This window comes from Ligilactobacillus ceti DSM 22408, from assembly GCF_000423245.1.
Classification (GTDB): Bacteria; Bacillota; Bacilli; order Lactobacillales; family Lactobacillaceae; genus Ligilactobacillus; species Ligilactobacillus ceti.
In genome coordinates this window covers 487,235-510,880 of record NZ_KE383993.1, presented here as the reverse complement: position 1 = coordinate 510,880, position 23,646 = coordinate 487,235, and the positions used below count along the sequence as shown (strand labels likewise).

General features: G+C 33.7%; 22 protein-coding genes. 8 read left to right on the top strand and 14 right to left on the bottom strand.

Features of this window, described 5'->3' with window-relative positions:
* Window positions 1-2: 2 nt before the first annotated feature.
* The 6 genes from G540_RS0105355 to G540_RS0105330 all read left to right on the top strand — a co-directional run bounded on the left by G540_RS0105355 (window position 3) and on the right by G540_RS0105330 (window position 5,757).
* Complete coding sequence (locus tag G540_RS0105355) at window positions 3-1,280, top strand: solute carrier family 23 protein (protein WP_027107242.1); 1,278 nt, start codon at window positions 3-5, stop codon at window positions 1,278-1,280.
* Window positions 1,281-1,454: 174 nt separating this feature from the next.
* Entirely contained in the window at window positions 1,455-2,411 is a 957-nt protein-coding gene (locus G540_RS0105350) for a LysR family transcriptional regulator (protein ID WP_027107241.1), read from the top strand.
* 50 nt (window positions 2,412-2,461) lie between these two features.
* Window positions 2,462-3,382: a manganese-dependent inorganic pyrophosphatase gene (locus G540_RS0105345; RefSeq protein WP_027107240.1), complete on the top strand. Its 921-nt coding sequence runs from the start codon at window positions 2,462-2,464 to the stop codon at window positions 3,380-3,382.
* Between the two features lie 214 nt (window positions 3,383-3,596).
* A complete protein-coding gene (locus tag G540_RS0105340; protein WP_027107239.1) occupies window positions 3,597-4,358 on the top strand; it encodes a DeoR/GlpR family DNA-binding transcription regulator in 762 nt (253 codons plus the stop codon).
* A gap of 19 nt (window positions 4,359-4,377) precedes the next feature.
* Window positions 4,378-5,157: a glutamate racemase gene (gene murI / locus G540_RS0105335; RefSeq protein WP_027107238.1), complete on the top strand. Its 780-nt coding sequence runs from the start codon at window positions 4,378-4,380 to the stop codon at window positions 5,155-5,157.
* Between the two features lie 141 nt (window positions 5,158-5,298).
* Complete coding sequence (locus tag G540_RS0105330; RefSeq protein WP_027107237.1) at window positions 5,299-5,757, top strand: hypothetical protein; 459 nt, start codon at window positions 5,299-5,301, stop codon at window positions 5,755-5,757.
* 426 nt (window positions 5,758-6,183) lie between these two features.
* Here G540_RS0105330 and lepB read toward each other — a convergent pair whose 3' ends face one another.
* From lepB to G540_RS0105315, 3 genes are all read right to left on the bottom strand, one after another.
* Window positions 6,184-6,762 carry a signal peptidase I gene (gene lepB, locus G540_RS0105325; protein ID WP_027107236.1) on the bottom strand — a complete coding sequence of 193 codons (579 nt, stop codon included), beginning with the start codon at window positions 6,760-6,762 and terminating at the stop codon, window positions 6,184-6,186.
* A gap of 26 nt (window positions 6,763-6,788) precedes the next feature.
* Complete coding sequence (locus G540_RS0105320; RefSeq protein ID WP_027107235.1) at window positions 6,789-7,652, bottom strand: DegV family protein; 864 nt, start codon at window positions 7,650-7,652, stop codon at window positions 6,789-6,791.
* A 103-nt stretch (window positions 7,653-7,755) separates the two neighbouring features.
* Window positions 7,756-8,190 (bottom strand): MarR family winged helix-turn-helix transcriptional regulator, encoded by a 435-nt coding sequence (locus G540_RS0105315; RefSeq protein WP_027107234.1) that lies wholly within the window; start codon window positions 8,188-8,190, stop codon window positions 7,756-7,758.
* Window positions 8,191-8,368: 178 nt separating this feature from the next.
* Here G540_RS0105315 and G540_RS0105310 point away from each other — a divergent pair, with 178 nt between their 5' ends.
* Complete coding sequence (locus G540_RS0105310) at window positions 8,369-10,069, top strand: NFACT RNA binding domain-containing protein (RefSeq protein ID WP_027107233.1); 1,701 nt, start codon at window positions 8,369-8,371, stop codon at window positions 10,067-10,069.
* 44 nt (window positions 10,070-10,113) lie between these two features.
* Here the strand turns inward: G540_RS0105310 and parC are convergent, their stop codons facing one another.
* On the bottom strand, window positions 10,114-12,507 hold the full coding sequence (parC, locus tag G540_RS0105305) for a DNA topoisomerase IV subunit A (protein ID WP_051188992.1): 2,394 nt from the start codon (window positions 12,505-12,507) through the stop codon (window positions 10,114-10,116).
* Between the two features lie 79 nt (window positions 12,508-12,586).
* Complete coding sequence (gene parE, locus G540_RS07135; RefSeq protein ID WP_051188974.1) at window positions 12,587-14,614, bottom strand: DNA topoisomerase IV subunit B; 2,028 nt, start codon at window positions 14,612-14,614, stop codon at window positions 12,587-12,589.
* Between the two features lie 253 nt (window positions 14,615-14,867).
* Here parE and plsY point away from each other — a divergent pair, with 253 nt between their 5' ends.
* The gene (gene plsY / locus G540_RS0105295) at window positions 14,868-15,512 is read left to right on the top strand and encodes a glycerol-3-phosphate 1-O-acyltransferase PlsY (RefSeq protein ID WP_027107231.1); all 645 of its coding nucleotides are present in this window, start codon (window positions 14,868-14,870) and stop codon (window positions 15,510-15,512) included.
* A gap of 37 nt (window positions 15,513-15,549) precedes the next feature.
* On the opposite strand, the gene hslU is transcribed toward plsY, so the two are convergent.
* The 9 genes from hslU to G540_RS07425 all read right to left on the bottom strand — a co-directional run bounded on the left by hslU (window position 15,550) and on the right by G540_RS07425 (window position 23,550).
* Window positions 15,550-16,974 carry an ATP-dependent protease ATPase subunit HslU gene (gene hslU, locus G540_RS0105290; protein WP_027107230.1) on the bottom strand — a complete coding sequence of 475 codons (1,425 nt, stop codon included), beginning with the start codon at window positions 16,972-16,974 and terminating at the stop codon, window positions 15,550-15,552.
* A gap of 17 nt (window positions 16,975-16,991) precedes the next feature.
* Window positions 16,992-17,276: a hypothetical protein gene (locus tag G540_RS0105285; RefSeq protein ID WP_027107229.1), complete on the bottom strand. Its 285-nt coding sequence runs from the start codon at window positions 17,274-17,276 to the stop codon at window positions 16,992-16,994.
* A 117-nt stretch (window positions 17,277-17,393) separates the two neighbouring features.
* Window positions 17,394-17,597 (bottom strand): hypothetical protein, encoded by a 204-nt coding sequence (locus G540_RS0105280; protein WP_027107228.1) that lies wholly within the window; start codon window positions 17,595-17,597, stop codon window positions 17,394-17,396.
* Window positions 17,598-17,699: 102 nt separating this feature from the next.
* Complete coding sequence (locus tag G540_RS0105275; RefSeq protein WP_027107227.1) at window positions 17,700-18,449, bottom strand: CPBP family intramembrane glutamic endopeptidase; 750 nt, start codon at window positions 18,447-18,449, stop codon at window positions 17,700-17,702.
* Between the two features lie 28 nt (window positions 18,450-18,477).
* Entirely contained in the window at window positions 18,478-19,323 is an 846-nt protein-coding gene (locus tag G540_RS07305; RefSeq protein ID WP_051188973.1) for a helix-turn-helix domain-containing protein, read from the bottom strand.
* A gap of 176 nt (window positions 19,324-19,499) precedes the next feature.
* On the bottom strand, window positions 19,500-21,554 hold the full coding sequence (locus G540_RS0105265) for an SEL1-like repeat protein (RefSeq protein WP_027107226.1): 2,055 nt from the start codon (window positions 21,552-21,554) through the stop codon (window positions 19,500-19,502).
* A gap of 77 nt (window positions 21,555-21,631) precedes the next feature.
* Window positions 21,632-22,948 carry a hypothetical protein gene (locus G540_RS0105260; protein ID WP_155885140.1) on the bottom strand — a complete coding sequence of 439 codons (1,317 nt, stop codon included), beginning with the start codon at window positions 22,946-22,948 and terminating at the stop codon, window positions 21,632-21,634.
* 152 nt (window positions 22,949-23,100) lie between these two features.
* Window positions 23,101-23,280: a hypothetical protein gene (locus tag G540_RS0105255; RefSeq protein ID WP_027107224.1), complete on the bottom strand. Its 180-nt coding sequence runs from the start codon at window positions 23,278-23,280 to the stop codon at window positions 23,101-23,103.
* Window positions 23,281-23,388: 108 nt separating this feature from the next.
* The gene (locus tag G540_RS07425; RefSeq protein WP_155885139.1) at window positions 23,389-23,550 is read right to left on the bottom strand and encodes a hypothetical protein; all 162 of its coding nucleotides are present in this window, start codon (window positions 23,548-23,550) and stop codon (window positions 23,389-23,391) included.
* Window positions 23,551-23,646 lie beyond the last annotated feature (96 nt).

Sequence of the window (23,646 nt, the reverse complement as noted above, 5' to 3'; positions counted from 1 at the left end):
TTATGACTACAAAAAAAGAATTTCGTAATGAAGAAGCCGTTTTAGATATTCATGATAAACCGCCATTTCCACAGTGGTTTCTGTTATCAGTGCAACATTTATTTACTATGTTTGGTGCAACTGTATTAGTACCTTTATTAGTGGGAATCAATCCTAGTATTGCTTTATTTTGTTCGGGTGTCGGGACGATCGTGTATTTAATTTGTACGAAAGCTAAGATCCCAGCTTATTTAGGTTCAAGTTTTGCCTTTATTATGACGATGCAAGCTTTAATGAAAGCTTACGGCTATCCAGCAGTTGGTCAAGGTGCGATTGCAGCAGGATTAGTTTATGTTGTAGTAGCTATTATTATTAGTTTTTATGGTTCTAGTTGGATTGATAAATTATTACCACCAGTTGTTGTGGGGCCCATTATCATTGTGATTGGGTTATCATTAGCAACTACAGCAGCCAATGATGCTATGATGAATAATTCAGTTTACGATTTAAAATATTTTGGTGTAGCTTTGTTTACATTAATTATTACAATTATCTTTAATATGTTTTTACGCGGCTTTACCAGTTTGATTCCAGTCTTATTAGGAATTGTTTCGGGATATTTATTTGCGCTCTTTATGGGAATTGTTGATTTCACACATGTGATGGAAGCATCTTGGTTCTCATTGCCAGCATTTGATGTGATGTTTGTGAACTATGATTTCAAATGGTATCCAGCAGCGATTTTAGGTATGGCACCAATTGCTTTTGTAACAATGACAGAGCATATGGGACATATTATGGTCTTGAATAAATTAACAAAACGGAACTTCTTTAAAGATCCCGGTTTACATCGGACTTTATTAGGTGACGGATTATCCAGTATTATTGCCGGATTTGCGGGTGGCCCACCAACAACATCATATGGTGAAAATATTGGGGTTTTAGCCATGTCAAAAGTTCACTCAGTGTGGGTAATTGGTGGTGCCGCAGTCTTTTCCATTCTCTTTAGTTTTTGTGGTAAGGTTTCGGCTTTGATTCAATCAATTCCAGGTCCAGTTATCGGCGGGATTTCTTTCTTACTCTTTGGGATTATTGCTTCAAATGGTTTAAGAATTTTAGTTGATAATAAGATTAATTATGAATTAAAACGGAATTTAGTAATTACATCGGTCGTTTTAGTTATGGGGATTGGTGGCACATACTTACAACTTGGTAACTTCCAATTAACAAGTATTGCTTTAGCAACTTTATTCGGAATTGTTTTAAACTTAATTTTACCGGAAAAAGCGTTTAGCGAATAAAAAGATGCACTCAAACAGGTTAACTTTTGTAGAAAAGTTAGCCTGTTTTTTAATTCAGAAAAAGTTAGAAAATCATAACTTTATATTATACTTTTAATAGAATTTATATTATAATTTGTTTTGGAGTTAACTAACTTTTAATTTAATAATTTCATTAGAAAGAAGTAATAGCATATGAAAACGAAAAAAGAGAACATCTTTTCATCGAAAACGCTCAGTTATTTTTTACAATTAGCGGAAACGATGAGCTATACTCAGGCTGCTAATATTTTAGGTATTACTCAGCCCGCATTAACGCAACAAATTAAAAAATTAGAAAGAACAGTTGGAGCACCTTTATTTTATTCAGTTGGTAAGAAATTACACTTATCAGATGCTGGTTATACAATGTTAGATGCTACTCATCAAATTTATGGTATTTTAAATACAGCTTTAGATGAAATTCAACAATCAACAAGTGCTACGCAAGGGGAAATTACAATTGGTTGTTTAACAACTTTAGAAGAAAAGATTTTCTTTGATTTTGGTCTTGAATATTATAAAGCTAATAAAGATGTTAAATTGATTATTCAAATGTTAACCAGAAAAGAACTTTGGGAACGCCTTGAAAGCAATACAATCGATTTAGCTGTGATGTATCTTCCAGATAAAAACATTAAAAACTGGAAACCATATGAAACGAAAAAAGTTATTTCAGAAAAATTAGTCTTTATTCATACTGATGAAACAATGGCTAAACGTAAGAAAGTTAAGTTGAAAGATACAATTGATAATAACTGGGTAATTTATCCACCAACATATTATTTGAATGATGTTTTAACAGATCTGTTTGAACAAGAAATGATTACAAAACCAAATTGTGTGGCATATTATTCTAAACCAGATCGGATTTTCAACTTTGTGAAAGAAACAAATACGTATTCTGCTTTGCCAAATAGTTTTGTGATTCCACATAACAAAGATCAAGGTGTTTATACAGCTGATTTTGAACCAGCAATCAATTTTGATTTAGCATTTGTTTATCGTAAAGGAAAAGATAAGATTCCACGCATTGAACATTTATTGAAATCTTTTGACAAATATTTACTCGAAAAAGATTATATTACACGCTTGACAGAATTAGAGAAATAAGATTAGATATATTAAAGGTTTAAATTTTTTAATTTAAGGAGAGAATAATTATGAAGAAAATTGTTTTCGGTCATAGAAACCCAGATACAGATGCGATTGCAGCCGCAAAAGCATACTCATACTTAAAAAATCAATTAGGTGAAGAAACTGAAGCTGTTGCTTTAGGAACACCAAATGAAGAAACAAAATACGCTTTAAACTACTTTAACGAACCAGTTCCACGTGTAGTGACAAAAGCTTTACCAGAATATCCAGAAGTTATTTTAGTGGATCATAATGAAGCGCAACAAAGTATTGAAGATATTCGTGAAGTTACTGTGACTGATTTAATTGATCACCACAGAATTGCTAACTTTGAAACAGCATTCCCATTATATGCACACCTTGAACCAGTTGGTTGTACATGTACAATTATTTTCCGTGAATTTGAACGTCATGCGGTTGAAATCCCAGCTCATATTGCTGGTTTAATGTTATCAGCTATTATTTCTGATACATTATTATTCAAATCACCAACAACAACTGAAATGGATCAATTAGTTGCAGAAAAATTAGCTGAAATTGCTGGCGTTGATTGCCAAGTTTATGGTTTAGAAATGCTTAAAGCTGGTACAAACCTTGCAACTAAAACAGCTGAAGAATTAATTACAGCTGATGCTAAATCATTTGAAATGGGTGGAAAAACAGTTCGTGTCGATCAAGTTAATACAGTTGATCTTGATGAAGTGTTTGCACGCGAAGCTGAATTACGTCAAGCCATTGAAGCACAAAACGCTGCTGAAGGCTATGACTTATTCTTATTAATGGTGACAGACATCTTAAACTCACATACACGTTTATTAGTTGTCGGTGAACCACAAGACGTCGTAGAAAAAGCTTTCGCAACTAAATTAGTTGATAACAAAGCTGAATTACCAGGCGTTGTATCACGTAAAAAACAAATCGTACCACAAATGCAACAAGCATTTTAATTGAATAATTAAGCAAGCTCGCCAGTTTTTGGCGGGCTTTTTTTATGTATAAAAATAAGGTAATAAACTGAAATAAAACGTTCCCTTAAACCGGAATGCAAGATAATTAATGATTTTTTAATTAAACCCTTATAAATCCTTTTATTCTATAAGGAAAACATTTATAATAAGATATTGTATAACTAGTGAATAAATTGGGAGAGGATTGGATTTTTTGAGTCAAGAAAAACGAGTAGAATTAATTAAACAATTATTAGATGAACGCCAAGAATTATCAACGAAAGATATTATGGAAGAGTTTGGTATCTCACAAGATACTGCCCGCCGCGATATTGTGCTACTAACTAAACGGGGAGAAGTTAGAAGAACACATGGTGGGATCTTACCGTTAGATTTTGGCCGTAGTGTACCAAATTTCCAAAATCGTCTCGCAAGCTTTACCCGCGAAAAGACACAAATTGCTTTAGAAGCAACTAAATATTTTAAACCGCATCATGTTTATTTTGTTGATGCATCAACAATCTTATTAAAAACATGCCAAAATTTAAGCTTACCATTAACTATTGTGACACACTCTTTAGATAACTGTATTGCGTTAGCGGAACAAAATAAAGTTAAAGTTAAAGTGTTAAGTGGAACATTGAACCACGAGAATCGCTTTTTCTATTCCAATACAGCGATGCGTGAATTGGAAAATATCGTTTTTGATACAGTGTTTATTGCTGCGTCAGGAATTGATGAACATGGTGTTTATTTATTAGATCAAGAAGACGCTGAGATTGTTGGTCGGGCAGCTAGAAGAGCTCGTCAAGTTATTTTAGTTGCTGAACATCAAAAATTTACTAATAAATCATATTATCGAATTTGTAGTTTAGATCAAGTTTCCGTCTTTATTACAGATCAAGAATTATCACCGGAAGAAAAGATGTTATTTTCACCACATACACAAATTAAAGTAGCTTCTAAGCTAAATTAAAGATTAAAGTTGGGATTTGATGAACTCACAAAAACAAAACTGTCCAATCGGAGTTTTTGACTCTGGTTTGGGTGGAATTAGTGTTTTAAAAGAATTAACAAAATTAATGCCGTATGAAGATTTTGAATTTTTCGGTGATTCTAAAAATGCACCTTATGGAACAAAATCAATTCAAGAAGTACAAGAACTCAGTGATGCTGTGACACAACATTTACTAAAAAAAGATATTAAGGCGTTAGTGATTGCTTGTAATACGGCTACTAGTGCGGCTGTTAAGATGTTACGGGCAAAATACCCAGACTTACCAATTATTGGGATTGAACCAGCTGTTAAAGCGGCTGTGGATGCTAAAGAACAAGCTCGTGTCGTTGTTATGGCCACACCGTTAACTTTAAAAGGGGCACCATATCAAAACTTAAAACAACGTTGCTTACCAAGAGCGGCTAAAATCATTGATGTGCCTGCACCTAAATTAGTAGAATTCGTGGAAAATGGCGAACTGAATAGTCCTGCTGTGCAAAGTTATTTAAATAGTTTATTAGCAGCGTATAAAGATGATGTTGATACAATTGTTTTAGGCTGCACACATTTTCCATTTATTAAAGAAGCTCTGGCTGCGGTTATCCCGGCAGATGTTGCAGTGATTGATGGCGGGGCGGGTGTAGCACGCGTTTTGAAATCATCTTTAGAACAGCGGCATTTGTTGCGAACAATACCACGTCAAGGGCAAGTTCATTTTACGAATAGTAAACAAGATCAAAATGAAATTGCTTTAAGTCAAAAGTTATTTCAGCTTTAAAAATTAAGTATAATAAAAGGGGGAAGATGGATATTTCAATAGTAAATATCCATCTTTTTTCCAAAATAAGTTAAAATTAATGACTGATATATATAAAAAATGATATACTATAATTAATTTAAACTTTGGAGGTCGATTGACATGCTTGAGCAAATTCGCTTAAAAAGAACACTTTCTGAAGCAGTCCAAGTTGGCGAAGTGATTCAATATAAAAAGCGAACTTATGTCATCATCAATATCATGAGTATTCATATATACCATCCTTTAGAGCAAGATAAGTTTCAAGTGATTGATTGCTTAGCTCAAGAAATGGGAACACCTGATTTATCGAAAAATTATACGGTGACCCAAGCAGAAATTCCATATAATAGTCATGATTATTTTAAAATTGCCAAAGTCGGCGAAGTTGTTTTTGATAAAAACGCCGAGATTTGGGTACGCGTAACTAATATTTTAAATACACGAATTGAAGATGGTTTGTTCTACGTAAACTATGAATTCACGCCGGTTTCCGAATGGCCGAAACGTAAGATTCAACGAGCTTATGAAGAACGTTGTAAAACTAAAATGAAATTGATTAGAAATAACAAAAGTCAATAATATCAAGGATTCTGTAATATACATTTTTATTAGATGTATATTACAAAAAAAACAATAATTTAGCTGTTAATTAGCTGAATTTATTATATATAGAGATCAAAAAACGATTTTTAAGCGGAAAATTTCATGTTTGAAGATCGTTTTTTTGTGTACATAAATTTATGCGGAACTTATTTTTTTATCTTTATGATGGAAAATTTATTTTATTTTTTGTAAATAATTGCTACAAATTAGCTAAAACATTGGTTTTTAGCACTTGTTAGTAGCTAATTAATGAGGGGGGCTTTGCTTAAAAATTTGTTTTATCTAGTTTACATAATATACATTATATAAAGTAGAATCTAAAAAGAAAAACCGCCCCAGCTGCCCTAGATAACAAAAAAACTAGAATGAAGTTATCATTCTAGTTCAAAGTAATTTATTTTATTAATTATTAATCATATCTTTTTTATCATTCCAAAATGGTGCTTTAACAATTCCTTGGATTTTATCTTTAGGAACAAATCCATAATAACGACTGTCATTGGAAATGGAACGATTATCACCTAAAACAAAATATTTATCTTTAGGTACTGTAAAAATATGACCAGTTCCTAATGTGACACCTTTTGCTTCTGGTAGTTGTAAATGTAAAGTCCCTTGCATGCTTTCATATTTAGAAATGAATTTTTGCTGATGGAATTTACCATTGATATAAAGTTTACCATTGTTTTTATATTCAATATGATCACCTGGTAACCCGATAACGCGTTTTACGTATTGAGTATCCGGTTTGACGGCTGAATTGTGTTTATCAACGCCATATGCGTCAAAGACAATTACTGTATCCCTTTTAATGTTATGTGATTTTAATTCAATCACACGTTCATTGTTTTGTAAGTTCGGATACATAGATAGACCGTCAACTTTAACAATTGTAAAGACATATGTTTTAATTACAAATGCTAAAGCAAGACCAATTAAAATTGGTAAGACAAAACTAAAAATCTTTTTTAAAAGTTTCATGTTTATTCACCTATTATTTGTGTTGCTTATGCTTCTACGTCTTCAATCCAACCAAGTGCTAAGGCTTTATCACCGAGATGAGTCCCAACAACTGGTCCAAAATGACTGATGCTAATCTTCATATCTGGGAATTTTTTAACTAATTGATCGCGCCATTTCATAGCGGCTTCTTCGTTGTTAGCGTGAATCACGAATAAATGAATTGGATAATTGACATCAGCAATTTCATTTGCGAATAGTTCTTCAGCGCGGTTTAAAGCACGTTTAGTAGAACGAACTTTATCATAAGCGAAGATCTTATGTGTGGAGTTATCAAAAGTTAAAATTGGTTTGATTTTTAAAACACTACCAATAAAAGCGGATGCATTAGATAAACGACCACCACGCACGAGGTTTTGTAAATCATCAACAACGAACCATTCACCGGTTGTTTGACGTAATTCTTCTAATTTATTCATAATTTCTGCAACTGAGGCACCTTGAGCAGCTAATTTAGAAGCGGCAATGGCCATCATACCCATTAAGATTACAGTAATTTCTGAATCAAAAGGAACAATATCAATTTCTGTTAATTCTTCTTTTAAATTTTCTAAAGTTTGTACAAATCCGGAAATTGTACTTGATAAATGAATGCTAATAACTGTGTCATAACCTTGTTCTGCTAATGATTTATATAATTTAATCATTTCTCCAACAGGTGGCTGTGAAGTATTAGGAAAATTTTTAGAATTTTTTAGTTTATAGTAAAAATCTTCAGTAGTAATATTAACGCCTTCTTCGTATGTTTCACCATCTAACACGAAAGGCATTGGAACTACATGAATGTTATATTTTTCTGCTTGTTCTTGAGTTAAATAAGCAGTACTGTCCGTAACAACAGCAATTTTCATAGATTATACACCTGCTTTGTAGTTTCTGATAAACACTATAATACCATAATTTAAATATGGTTACTAGAATCGGTCAGTTTTTATTTGTTGAATTAATTATTTTTTAAGCTTCTAAAGAACGAATTAAACTTTTTTCTAATCGATTTAATAAGATCTTTAGGAGATTTTTTTCTTCGTCACCCCAATGAGAAAAAATAATTTGGGATAATTTTTGAAAATCTTGATTCATATTTGTTAATTGGGTCGCACCTAAATCATTCAGATGATAAGCATTAATGCGACGTGCATAGCGTTGTTGTGCCGCTAATTTTTCAATATCTAAGTAACCTTTATTGACTAAACGAGCAATTTGGCGACTTAAAGTTGAAACATCAAGATCACTTTCAGCAGCTAGCAAGGCTTGGGTGTTTTGCCCAGCTTGAATTTGTTGTAAAATCCGCCATTCAGAAATTGTTAAATGATGTTTTTTAGCTAAAGTTTGAAGTTTCTTTTGGTAAATTTTTTGAATATCAAGCAAACTTTCGAGTGAATCTTTCAAAATCGTCCGCCTCCTTTGTTTGTATGTATAATACAATAATTAAATTATGCGCTACTTAAAATAAAATAGCAAATAAAAGTAATTGATCTTGGTTTAAATTTAAAAAATTAATTTTTGCACATTCTCAAAAATAACGGTAAAATAGATAAACATACTTTTAATAAGGAGTTGATTAAAAATGTCATTTGATGGAGTTTTTGCTCATGCGATGGTTCATGAATTAAATGAAAAATTACTAGATGGTCGTGTCAATAAAATTTCACAACCATATCCAAATGAAATTATTTTAACAATCAGAGCTAATCGTAAAAATCACCCGTTGCTATTATCAGCTCACCCGAACTATGCACGGATGCAAATTACGCAAATCCCTTTTGTAAATCCACCAACACCAACGAATTTCACCATGATTTTACGCAAATATTTAGATGGTGCTAAGTTAGTTGCGATTCGCCAAGTGGAAAATGATCGAATTATCAATCTTGATTTTAAAACACGTGATGAATTAGGCGATCAAATGGATTTGACATTAAGTTTAGAAATGATGAATCGTTACAGTAATATTATTTTAATTAATAATCAAGAAAATAAAATTATTGATACTATTCGTCATATCAGCATGGATCAAAACCGTTTTCGGACATTGTTACCTGGTTCGACCTATCGTTTACCACCAAAACAAGAAAAAATTAATCCTTTCTTAGATGAAACACATCGTTATCAAACATTAGTGAAGGAATTTCCGAATCGAGAAGTTTTGGCACAAGAAATTGTCGCTAATTATCAAGGTTTTGCCTATGATACAGCGTTGAATTTAGCTGATGCTTTACATCAGGCACAAGATTTAACAGTTGGGTTTAATGACTTTTTACAACAAACGAATCATCCCACACCTACGCAATATCAAAATAAAGGTAAAATTCAGTTTAGTTGTTATGCGCAAGCGGCTGATTTACCGCAAAAACATTTTACGAGTTTGAGCGAATTACTCGATAATTATTATTTAGAAAAAGCTAATCTTGATCGTGTGCAACAATTAGGATCGGGATTAATTGCCACTGTTAAAAATGAATTGAAAAAGAACAAGAAAAAATTAAAGAAATTAACTAAAGAATTAAAAGATACGGATAATGCTGAGAGTTTCAAAGTTAAAGGTGAATTGATTACAACATATTTATTCCAAATTAAACGCGGAATGACAGAAGTTGAATTACCAAACTATTATGATAATGAAAAACTACTTAAAATTAGTCTTTCTAATCAATTAACCCCTTCTCAAAATGCGCAAAAGTATTTTAAAAAATATCAAAAGTTAAAAAATGCGGTTGCTTTTATTACGCAACAAATCGAATTAACAACGCAAGAAATTAATTATTTAGAAAATATTGCGAGTCAAATCGAACTAGCAACACCGAAAGATTTAGAAGATATTCAAGTTGAATTAAAACAAGAAGGCTATTTAAAACAAAGATTCCAACAAAAGAATCAAAAACGCAAAGTTAAAATTAGTAAGCCGGAAAAATTCCAAGCAACTGATGGTACAACTATTTTAGTTGGTAAAAATAACTTACAAAATGATCAATTAACTTTCAAAACAGCTCATAAAACAGATATTTGGTTACATGTGAAGAATCTGCCTGGATCCCACGTGATTATTGATAGTAGTGATCCGAGTGAAGAAACATTATATGAAGCAGCTGTGTTGGCAGCTTATTATTCGAAAGCACGTAATTCAGCTGCTTCCGTTTTAGTGGATTATGTGGTCGTGAAAAAAGTCCGCAAACCAAATGGATCCAAACCAGGATTCGTGATTTATGAAGGTCAAAAAACATTATCAGTGATCCCTTCTGCTGAGCTAGTACAACAATTAAAAGCATAATAAAAAGCATTTTGGTATTTAATCTACCAAAATGCTTTTTTGTTTTATTCAGTTAAGTTTTCAATTAAGTAAACACGATCAATTGCACCTTGACTGAGAATATCAATTACAAAGGATCCATTGGAATAACGATCACCAAATGGATATTCTTTTGGTTCTAACATGATTTCTTCGCTTTGATCAGTAATGACATTAATTAAAGAATCATCAGTTACAACATCAATAAATTTAATCCGATGTGGTTCACGTTTTAATTCACGGAGAATTTGGACACCACGACGAGCTCGGGATGAAACGGCAACTTCAGCTACCTTCATCCGTTTAAAGGCTCCACGTTGCGTTAAAATGCCCACCTGGCTTAATTCTGTCACGAGTAAGACATTAACTAAATGATCATCACGTAAATCCATCGCCTTGACGCCGGCAGCGCGAGCACCTAAGGTAGAGATTTCATTTATGGCATAACGTAAACCATAACCTGTTTCAGTGGCACAAAAGACTTGTAAACTATCACTTGTAGCGTTCGCTAAATCAAGTGCAGCAACGACTTGGTCATCACCTTTTAATTTCATGTACATGCTTGGACGTGTTTTATATGTGCGTCCGGGTTGTAAATCACTTAATGCAGTCCGCTTGATAAAGCCGTTTGCAGTTGCGAATAAGAAACTTAAATCAGCTTTTAAATCTTTAATGCAATAAGCATTGACGACTTTTTCATCTTGGTTCAAACCAACAGATTGGGATAAGTGTTCACCCATATCTTTCCAACGAACTTCTCTAATTTCATGCACTGGACGATAAATTAAATTACCTTTGTTAGTGAAAATAAAGAGATGATCTAAGGTGTTCACTGTTTCTTGTAAGATTGGATAATCTTCAGTTTTCAAGCCGTTTTCATTTCCGGGAGAGGCTTTGAAAGAACGTAAGGAAGAACGTTTCAGATAACCATCATGAGAAACTAAGAGTTGTACATCTTCTTGAGCAACTAGGACTTCTGTTTCAATCTTTAAGGAACTAATTTCGGCTTGGATTTCTGTTAAACGAGAAGTTCCGTATTTTTTAGCTAAATCACGTAATTCTTTTTTGATAATTTTATCAAGTTCTTTAGCGTCGCCTAAAATTAGTTCATATTGTTGAATGCTGAAAGCTAAATCAGCTGCTTCTGTTTCTAAAGCTGTAATATCAGTATTTGTTAAACGATACAATTGTAAAGAAACGATTGCTTCAGCTTGTTTTTCAGTAAATTCATACGCTTTAATTAAATTTTGTTTCGCGTCTTTCTTGTTTTTAGAGGCACGAATTGTTTTAATTACTAAATCTAAGATTGATAAAGCTTTAATTAAACCAGATACGATATGTTGACGAGCTTGTGCTTTATTCAAGTCATATTGAATGCGGCGTGTTGTAATCACACGTTGATGTTCAATATAAGCTGTTAAGATTTGGTGTAAACCAACTAATTCCGGACGCTTGTTGTTGATGGCAACCATATTAAAGTTATAAGAAATTTGTAAATCAGTATTTTTGAATAAGTAATTTAAAATACCGGATGCATTGGCATCTTTTTTCAATTCAATTACAATTCTTAACCCTTCACGGTCACTTTCATCACGAACTTCAGCAATCCCTTCCACTTTTTTCAATAAGCGTAACTCATCGATGCGTTTGACTAACATGGCTTTATTAATTTCATATGGAATTTCTGTAATAATAATTTGTTGTTTATTACCTTTGAGGTCTTCCACTTTAGTACGTGCACGTAAAACAGCACGCCCTTTACCAGTTTCGTAAGCTTTTTTAATCCCGCTAAGCCCCTGCATAATCCCCCCAGTTGGGAAATCAGGTCCTTTAATAAATTGCATTAATTTATCTAAGCTAGCTTGGGGATGATCAATTAAGTAAGTTGTTGCTTCAATGGTTTCTTTTAAGTTATGTGTTGGAATTGATGTGGCATAACCAGCAGAAATACCTGTAGAACCATTCACTAATAAGTTTGGAAAACCAGCTGGTAAAACAGTTGGTTCATATTCTGTATCATCGAAGTTAAGTACCATTTCCACGGTATCTTTATCGATATTGCGTAATAATTCAGATGAAATTTCTGAAAGACGTGCTTCTGTATAACGCATGGCAGCTGGTGGATCGCCATCCATCGAACCGTTATTACCATGCATTTCAATTAAAGGTTCGCGGAGTTTCCAATCTTGACTTAAACGAACCATTGCTTCATAAATTGAGCTATCACCATGAGGGTGGTAATTACCCATGACATTACCGACTGATTTCGCTGATTTCCGGAAAGCTTTATCAAAAGTATTTCCATCTTCGTTCATTGCGAAAAGAATCCGGCGTTGTACCGGTTTTAAACCATCACGAATATCAGGTAAAGCACGCTCTTGAATAATATATTTAGAATAGCGTCCAAAACGATCGCCCATCACATTTTCAAGGGAGATTTCTTCAATATGGCCGGCTGCTTCTTTTATCTTCAAATGCTTTCACTCCTTTTTAAGCTCTTTAATCGGAAAAGAGACTCGTTTGTTCATTTTCTGTATTTGTAGGTTGGACTTTAACTTCCGTTACGGGAGCTGTTTCACTTTGAGAAACGTCAGTTGTATCAAGTAAACTGCCATCTTCTTCAAGTGTGAATTTAACATTCTTTTCAATCCATTTTCTTCTTGGTTCAACTTTATCACCCATTAAGGTTGTGACACGTTTTTCAGCAATTGCTTCATCATCGATTGTGACGCGCACTAAAGTCCGTGTTTCCGGGTTCATAGTTGTTTCCCATAACTGATCGGCATTCATTTCACCTAAACCTTTAAAACGTTGTAGGGAGTAGCCTTTGCCGAATTCTTTGGTAATTTCAGCTAATTCTTCATCAGTCCAAGCATAACGGAGCACTTGTTTTTTCTGAATTTTCTTTTGTACTTTATATAATGGTGGTAAAGCAATATAAATCTTACCGGCCATCATCATTGGGCGCATATATTTATAGAAGAAAGTTAATAATAAGGTTTGGATGTGAGCACCATCATTATCCGCATCGGTCATGATAATAACTTTATCGTAATTAGCGTCTTCTAAGTTGAATTCTGGTCCGACACCAGCCCCGATTGTATAAATCATTGTATTAATTTCTTCGTTTTTAACGATATCTTGTAATTTAGCTTTTTCAGTATTTAACACTTTCCCACGTAAAGGTAAAATTGCTTGGAATTTGCGGTCACGACCTTGTTTAGCAGATCCCCCAGCAGAATCCCCTTCGACTAAGAATAATTCATTCTTTTTCGCATTACGTGATTGAGCAGGTGTTAATTTACCGGATAAAAGACGTTCTTTCCGTTTCTTTTTCTTGCCGTTACGACTTTCATCGCGGGCTTTCCGGGCAGCTTCACGAGCTTCGCGAGCTTTTAAAGATTTTCGGACAAGGTTTTGCGCGAATTCACCATGTTCTAGTAAGTAATAACTTAATTGTTCACTGACAACACTATCTACAATGGAGCGTGCTTCTGAGGTACCTAATTTACCTTTTGTTTGTCCTTCAAATTGTAATAATTTTTCAGGGACGCGCACAGAAACAATTCCCGCTAACCCTTCACGAACGTCACTACCTTCTAAGTTCTTATCTTTTTCTTTGAGTAAGTTAACGTTGCGGGCATATTCATTGAATGCTTTCGTCCAAGCTGATTTCATCCCGACTTCATGTGTCCCACCATCTTTAGTGCGGACATTATTAACGAATGACAGAATAGTTTCTGAGTAACCGTCATTATATTGAGCGGCTACTTCTACTTCAATTCCATCTTTTTCGCCTTCAAAATACATTACATCGCCTAAAGTATCTTTATCTTCGTTCAAGTAAGAAACGAATTCTTTGATACCTTCTTCAAAATGAAAGACATCTTCTTCACTTGTTCTTTCATCAGTTAAAGTGATCTTAACACCTTTCAATAAGAAAGCAGATTCTCGTAAGCGTTCTGCTAATGTATTATAGTTGAATTTGGTTGTTGTAAAAATTGTTTCATCTGGTTTGAAAGTTACGATTGTTCCGTTGGCTTTTTTCGTTTTACCAATTTCACGTAAAGTTCCTTGTGGTTGACCACCATCAGCGAATCTTTCTTCATATTCAACGCCATCACGCACAATATTAACAACTAAATGTGATGATAAGGCATTAACAACTGAAGCACCTACCCCGTGGAGACCACCGGATGTTTTATAGTCACCTTGGCCGAATTTACCACCGGCATGCAACACTGTAAAAATAACTTCAACAGTTGGAATACCAGATTCATGCATTCCGACTGGCATTCCCCGTCCGGAGTCTGCAACAGTAATTGAGTTATCTGCATGAATAGTGACATTGATTTCATTTCCGTAACCTGATAATGCTTCATCGACCGCATTATCAACAATTTCATAAACTAAATGATGCAAACCACGTGCATCTGTTGACCCGATATACATCCCAGGTCGTTTTCTAACAGCTTCAAGCCCTTTGAGAACTTGAATAGATGAATCATCATAATTTGGTTTTCCCATTTAAAAAACTCCTTCTTAAACTCTTGGGAGTATATTTTTGAATCGAATAAAATTCGACAACTTTTAATATCATAACGTATTATATCTAATTAATAAAGCTATATCCTAACTAGTGTTAACGTAGATACCACATCTTCTATCATAACATATTCTTAAAAAAGTGCTGTCTCCAATTGCTTTTGAAAGAATTATTGAAGAAGTTAGCCGATTAATGATACAATAAAGCCTGAATTTATCAAGGAGGTCACGATAATTGGATCTTAAAATATTTATTATGATAGTGATCGGGTATTTACTCGGTTCCATTCCGTCTGGAGTTTGGATTGGCAAGCTTTTTTACGGTAAAGATATTCGTGACTATGGTAGCGGCAATATGGGAACAACGAATACATTTCGGGTTCTCGGGAAAAAAGCCGGCATCATTGTCTTATTAATGGATATGTTAAAAGGGACATTAACTGCTCTTTTACCGCTTTTCTTCGGTGTTCAAGTTAATGCACTCTTAATTGGTTTATCAGCTATTATTGGGCACGCATTTCCGATTTTTGCACATTTTAAAGGTGGTAAAGCCGTTGCAACGAGTGTTGGTGTTTTATTAATTTATAATCCAATCTTCTTTTGTGTTGTTTGGGCGATCTTTTTAACAACTTTATATGTGACAAGTATGGTGAGTGTTGCCAGCATGTTAGGTTTTACTTTAATTACAATTATTTCATTGTTTTTCAATGATACAGTGTTAACTTTAGTGGCCTTAGTTTTAACGATATTTGTCTTTTATCGCCATTGGGGGAATATTGCCCGCATTAAAAATGGAACTGAAAATATGGTTCATTTTGGTTTAGGCTATAAACATCGTTTAAAAAAAGAACAAGCAGCACAACATGAACAAAAAAAATAAGAGATTATGGATTTTTCCATAGTCTCTTATTTTTGTCTTATAAAATATAACGACTTAAATCTTTATCAGCGACAATATTACCAATCTTTTGATCAACATAAGCTTGTGTAATTTGAATATCACCCATCTGCATATCTGGACCTTCATAAAGCAGATCTTCGAGTAATTTTTCTAAAATCGTATGCAAACGACGTGCCCCGATATTTTCTGTTTCATGGTTTACTTGGTAAGCAATTTCAGCTAAACGTTGGATGGCTTCGATGGTAAAAGTAATATTAATATTATCAGTTCCAATTAAAGCCATATATTGTTTCACTAAAGCATTATTTGGTTCTGTTAAAATCTTCACAAAATCATCAGCACTTAAATCATCGAGTTCCACACGAATTGGGAATCGACCTTGTAATTCGGCAATTAAATCGCTTGGTTTACTTTCGTGGAAAGCACCAGATGCGATAAAGAGAATGTGGTCTGTTTTGACCATCCCGTATTTTGTTTTAATTTGGGAACCTTCGACAATTGGTAAGATATCACGTTGGACACCTTCACGTGAAACTGTCCCGGAATTTTGTTTTGCTTTGGATGTGATTTTATCAATTTCATCGATGAAAATAATCCCCGTATTTTCAGCCCGTTTAATAGCTAAATCAGCTAAATCAGCTTCGTTAACTAATTTTTGTGATTCTTCTTTAATTAAAACTTCCCGTGCTTCTTTAACAGGCATTGTCCGAGTAACACGTTTTTTGGGAGTTAAAGCTCCTAGTGTATCTGATAAATCAATCCCCATTTGGCCTAACATGCCGGCTTGACCTTGGAATTTTTGAGCAGGATCATCCATTTCGATCGTGACCTCTTGATTTTCTAAGAAGCCATTACGTAATTTTTCGGCTGTTGTTTGACGTTCTTGACGAATGCTGTCAGTTAAGACTTCTTCTGGTTCTTCTTGTAAGTTGGCGAAGTTTTCTGGCATTTTACCAGCTTGTAAATCACGCATCATTTTGAAGAAGTTTTGATTAGAGGCATTATCGTCTTTTTTCTTTTCAGCTGGGACAATTAATTTCAATAAACGTTCATTAGCACGTTGGCTGGCTTGACTCCGGACTTTAGCGAACATTTCATCTTGTTCCATCTTATAAGCTACTTCGACTAAATCACGTGCCATTGATTCTACATCACGACCAACGTAACCTACTTCCGTAAATTTAGTTGCTTCCACTTTCACAAATGGAGCTTTTACAATCTTAGCTAAACGCCGCGCGATTTCTGTTTTACCGACCCCAGTAGGTCCAATCATTAATAAATTCTTTGGTGTGATTTCTTCTTGCATGTCAGCGGATAACTGCATACGACGATAACGATTCCGTAAAGCAATCGCAATCGCTTTTTTAGCGGCTTGTTGACCAATTACAAATTGATCTAATTCCGCTACGATTTGTTTGGGTGTTTTGTTATTTGCGTTCATTCAAAAACTCCTCGATCTTATTTTTCTAAATCTAAATCATATTCTTGATATTCAATTGTTGCATAATCAATGAAATCTTGTTGGTCTTGGACTTGTTTTTTGAGTAAAGCAAAATCACTCTTTTCAAGTTTTAAAAACGCAACGGTGTTTTCCAGCTTATTCACCATAAAAGCATTATAAGTTTTGTTAGCATCCCAAGCTGTGGTGTTAACTGTATCGTAAAACGCGAAATATGGATTTTCGACTACTAAGTGTTCTTGAGCTAAGTCTTCAAAAAAACGTTTGGCATTTTCATTAATCATCTGAAACCCTCATTTCCTAACAAAAATATTAATTCTACTCTTAAAATTTTACAGCAATTGTTTTCGGTGGTAAAGCATTCGAAAACTTTTTTAGATATTCTTACAAATACCTAGTGATTATTGTTTTTTCTTGCGTCCGGCAATTAAGCTGATCACGATTAAAATAATAAAAATTCCAATAATTAGACCGCCTTTTTTGGCTTGGTCGGACGTTTTAGCCGCTAACAATAAAGATTGCGCCTGGACGTGGCTATTTAACAAGCTAGTTAAGCTGATTAAACAGCTAAAACCAATTAGTGCTAAGGTTTGTTTTAATTTCATTTTCAAGCTCCTCTCACAGGTTTTTTATTAATTTAATTATATTCAAGTTTATCATAGCACAAAAAAACCTTTAGAAACTAAGTTCTAAAGGCTTTTTCAGTTCTAAAGCTTTAAAGTTGTTTTTTTAGCTTGGATAATTTTTTTGATACAAATAAATAATAAAACAATTGAAGCAATAATAGAGAAAATATTTTGGAACATTAAAATGCTAGCGGTTTGATCAACATGGACATATAAACCTAAAATTAAGAACATATCCCACACCCAGTGATAAAGCATTGTTGGAATAAGGTTTTCTGTTTTATAGTAAACCCACGCGAAGACAATTCCCGTTAAAGCGGCAGAACAACATTGGAAGATTGCTTTTGAGAGTGATTCGCCACCTAAAATATTAGTAATGTGTAAAGCACCGAAAATCACAGCTGAGATTAATACCGCAGCATAGACACCGTGTTTTTCTTTGAAAGCATTAAAGATAATGCCCCGAAATAACATTTCTTCACCAATTCCCACCATGAAAGTTGTCCCGACAATCGTCCATACTAAAGACATATCTTTTCCTTGATAATTGCCAAAATAAATTTGTAAAGCGGCTAAAATAATTGCGGCAATAAAAAATTCAATAATCCAAAAGTTTAGTTTTAGTTTTTTAAAAGCTGTGCCGCGGAAAAATTTATAATAAAAAATTAAAGCACTACCTGCTGAAAATGGCATGAAATATACTAAAACGGAAACCATTTGTGGTTGGTCATAATTAATCTGGAAGTGATGTTTCATCACATACATCCCAATCATCATAATTCCCATATAAACTAGAGCTGCCCATAAAGCAGCTTTTTCTTTTTTACTCATAAAAACACATTCTTTCTGTTTAAAATAATTAATTTTTTAACGCAATATAAGCTTTAATATCATAATTACGTTGTTGACGATTACCAATTTGGTGGCAAAAGAAATCCGGAACATCGTAGTTGATATCATTTTCATCAACAAAAAACGTTTCACGAATATATTTGGATGGTTCACTACTATTTTGAATTTCTTGAGCTGGCATTGTAAAAACTGCATATTTACCTGCTGGAAAATTCAACTGGGCAAAACCGATCTTTTGTTGGTCAGCCAAGGATAAACCTTCACAAGCTAAGTAGTAAACTTTTTCGCCTTCCATTGTAAAATCAAAAAACTCATAAAGCTTTAATTTGTTGGAATTTGTGACAGAATTCAATTTAGTAAGAAATTCTTCCCACAGTTGCGCAAATAAATTCTCTTTTACAATCGTTTCAGCAACAATCGGAACACGATAACCACTAACTTGTAATGGTGGTAAGGAAAGAACTTCAACAGGAATATTACAGCCATCTTTTAAACTTGTTTGAAATTCTAAAGGGAGAAAATATTTGTAACTGGCACCCTTTTTGACTTGCGATGGTGTCACACCATGATATTTTTTAAAAGCATATCTAAAGCTATCAACGGAATCATAACCATAAAAGTTCGCTATTTGATTGATTTTAACTTGAGAAATATTTAATTCTTTAGCAGCTTCACTTAAACGACGCGCGCGGATATATTGTTTTAAGGAAATTCCGGCTAAAATACTAAATAGTCTCGATAATAAATCGTATGAAAAAGCAGTTCCTTTCACAAAGCTTTGAAGATCAATTTCTTTTTTTAAATTTTGTTCAATGTAATGTAACATAGCGTTAAGAATTTTGAGATAATGCATCAGTTTCCTCATCCTTGTTCATTATTTTAGCATATTGTTTCCAATCAAAAACGATAGTTTCTGGTCAGAAAATGTCTGTTTTTTATTATAAAATAGTCTTTTGGTTTTGAAAAATATAATGACTTACAAAATAAAAAGAGCTAACTACGCGTGGATTAGCGCAATTAGCCCAGTTTTTAGATTAAATCTTGGTTTAACAATAATTCACATTCTTTAATGAGATTTTGGCAGTCTTTAATTGGTCCGCGGACAAAAGGATCTGATTTCCGGCGACTGTAAAAGAGTGGCAAAGCTTTCATGAAATATTGATAAGCTTGATCAATATTTGGCTCTTGCCCCCAACCATGTAAATTGCACTTACCCATGCGCAACAATACATCGGGTAAGATGGATTTTTCATAAGCTAACTTATCATCTTTCGTATCAATTAAGTAGTCAACGTCCGTGTTTTTTAATTTTTGGTTCAAAAGATTATAAGCCTGTTTGTAAAAATCAGCTGCTAAATCAGTATCTTGAACATAAAAATAACCTTTCGCATACATATCACCTAATTTATAGAAAGATTCAATATCTTGGTGTAACATGCCTTTAGTAAAATAACGGCCTGCTTGTGCATAATCAACAGCCGTATGCCGGCCATAGTAATAACAATAACCGAGATTTCTCATCGCATCGATCGAGCTATGATCTGCCGCAATCGCATAATATTTATAAGCTTTTTGGAAATCTTGTTCTACATAGGTTCCTGAATAATATAAGCTCCCTAAAAGTGTTGCAGTCGCTGTATCTTGCGTGGCCGCAAAACAAGTTTCTAAGACAGGTACGATTTTTTGGGAAATTGCGAGTGGCAGCTCATCTTTATCTAGCCATTTGAAAACCCATTTATAGAGCGCGTCATAATTTTTCTCATTTAAATAAAGTTCTAATTGTAAGAGTTTTTCTTTTTCATAATCACTTAAACTTTCCATTGGTTCCGGGAATTCTTCAGCAATTTCTTCTTCCGTTAAAACTTTATGAATCCGTTTGGTTTTAGCGACTGGATATGGTGCTTCATCTTTCGTGTAAAACTCACTGGATTTAATTGTTCCGATGCGTAATTTATTGTCATAGCCAAATGGAACGAGAACTTTTGTACCACTTGGTAAGAGATCTCCTTGATAAATGTAATGATATGTTTTTTTGATATCACGTGGGATAACTTCACAATAATTATATACTTCTTGTTCTACCGGGGGTGTCTGAGCGGCGATTTTGAACGCTTCATTAATTTCAGTTGTTAAATCTAAAGTTGAATTATCCATTAAAATTAGTAAGTATTCTTTAATTTGTAAGGCGTTTTTTGGTAAAGGATGTTGTTGTAAATGCCGTAAATAATCTAATAAGACAGTTTTTACATCGTATGCTTCAGCAATATTATTAATTCCTAAACAAGGTCCCCCAGAAATTAAAGTCGTCATAACTTTTGAAAGTGCTGCAAATTCTTTGTCTGATAAATTCTTTTTAGCGAGGCGTTCACCACATTCAGCTTTAATAAAGACGTTATAACTAGAATAGACCGGATCAATCGTGTTATTTAAACCATGATATAAAATCCAATCCTTCACGGCCGGTTTTGTCGGGTGTTTTAACCAATTCAAGGCATGAATTCGGCCCCAACCATGAACTTTTTGGGCTAAATTGAAGATTTCTTGTTGGCCATCTTCCCAATGACGCATATTATAAATGGCGTATAAAGTGAATTCATTACATAATCCCAGGACCCGAATGACATTTTTAGCATCTTGCGGATAAGACAGTCTTTCCAGCAGCAACATCCCAAGTTTAACTAATTCATGGTAATCGGATGTTACGATTAATGTTCCACCGACTTGATAAATATTATTGAAATTTTTTTCATAAGTAAATGTATCAAAGCGTTCTTCTAAAGCATCAATTAAAGACAACGTACTATGATTTTGCATTAGTTTTCGATAAAGTTCACTCACTAAATCAACATCATTTTCACCGATTGCGGCGACTAGCGTATCAAGTAATTTGAGTTCTTGGTGATTTAAGACATCAGTCGGTTGATCTGTATGGTAGATGCGAATACCATCTAAAGCTCCATCAGCGAACGCCAATTCTGATAATTCATCAGTAGCCGTCATTTGCTTGGGTAGATGGTAATCACGTGGTAATTCATCATTATGATTTAAATTTGCGGTAATTTCATTTAAAATACAATCTTCCATTCCAAAGCCCCCTAGTTAAAACTCTTTTCATTTATATCATAGCACAAAAAAACCTTTAGAAACTTAATTCTAAAGGTTTATTCAGTCATATTTAAAAAGGCTTGTGTCGGTTGATCTGACCAATCTTTTTGACCAGATGCGACTACTTTTTGCGTATTTATATTATAAGCATAACTATTTAAAAATTCCGCCTCGGATGGACTATATGATCCATCCGAATTTTTTTGACTTTGATAATAGATATACAGTAAACATTTTTGGTTGGAACTTTTTTTATCAAATAGTAAATAATTAATGTGGTGTTGATTTTCAAAAACAATACCTATCGGTTGGCCTTGAGCGTTGTAATCTTGACGATATTGAAAACCGCTATGACTTGCGAATTCTTGTGCGAAAATTTGGTGCATCCCTTTTTCAATTTGAACGGACAAAGACTCCTGTTTCGGTTCGCTTTCTTGTGGTTGGACTGGTGTCTTTGGCGCTTTAATTTTTGGTTTTTGAGTGACCTTGGGCAATTCAAACTGATTGATTGCTGGTTGTTTGTATAACCAGCCGACTTTTTTGTAAACATAGATGACGGGATCGTATGAGTCTGTTTGGATTTGGATATAATTTGGCTGCTTTGGTAGTGGTTTTTCTTTTGACTCACTAGCGAATAAAAACAAGTAGACTGCTAGTAAAATGAACATAATTGTCACAAAAAAGAACAGCAAAATCTGAACGTAATACTGCAAAGTCCGCCAGGTAGCACTTGGTTGGACGGTATTATGTTTGATAAAGGCATATTTTTTATCAAAGTGATGTATCAATAGATAAAAATAATAAAACCAACCAATTTCTAAAATCAAAATAACAATACTCAACCAATACCAACGTAAAGACAGCCCTTTGGGAACTGAAAGTATAATGAACAACACACTTACGGTCAAAGCATTCAGCAGCATTAACCCGTGTAGGCGGCGTTGATATTTTTTCTTTTTCTGTGGTGGAGTTAAAAGTTCTTGGCTGGCAGCTGGTTTGATAACTTCGGCTTGTGGGAAGAAACTTTCCAAGTCAGCCAGCGTTAAATCAGTTGCTAATTTAAAATGCAGTTGTTTGTTATTTTTCAAAATAAATGTGACATAACCATCATAAAAAGCCAGCTGAGTTACAATAGCGACTGGATATGTGTACTTTTTAAATGTGATAGTCTGCTCATCCGGTTGATAGCTAAGATCAGCATTTTCTAAAAAGCGAGAAGTCCGTTTTTGGCTAATTCGACTCATTAAAAGCAAAATTAAAATGGCACTATAAAAGACACCCACATACGACATAATTAAGTTAATGATTGGACCGATATTAACACCAAATAACTTTACTGACCACCAAGCTATCAAGAAACTAATCAAGGTCATCACAAGTACGGTCAGTAAGAGAATATTTTGGTTTTTGATTTTCTTTAAAAGTTTATTTTTATGAAAAAATTGGTGCAATGTAAGTGGATTTTGGTATTTTTGATAAAAAAGTTCGGCCTCTTTTGAGGTCAGATGTTGATTTAAAATCATTTTTAGCCCTCTAATTTTTTAGGTAGAATAACGCCTGTTTTCACCAAAATTTTTTTACCAAATTCAAATGTTTTTTTCAATTGCAGACCAACTAAGACACCGATGAATAAGAAACGGGCAAAAATCGATGCAAAGACGAGAATTTTATTTAAGGTTTTGATTGTTTTGAATAATTTACGCATATTACTCTTCCTTTCGTGAATAAAGCTTAAATTTCATCTTCATTCTAACACATTTTAGAACCTAACAAAAAAGCCTGTGATTAACAGACTTTACATGTTGGATTTAATTTAGAAAAAGAAATGGAAAATCAAGAATAAGACTACAATACTAATTGTTCCGAACACTAAATTTTTAATTGTGGCCTTTTTCACATCAGCTTGTGATGGCTGTTGTTGAACAGGTGCTTGTTTTTTGGCTTGTGTTTTATGATATTTTTTCTTACGTGGCATAATGAAACCTCTTTCTTAACATAGTTGTTATTTCCATTATAACAAGTTATCTCAGAACAGTAAAAAAGAGTTACCAAAAATGGCAACTCTTTTGAA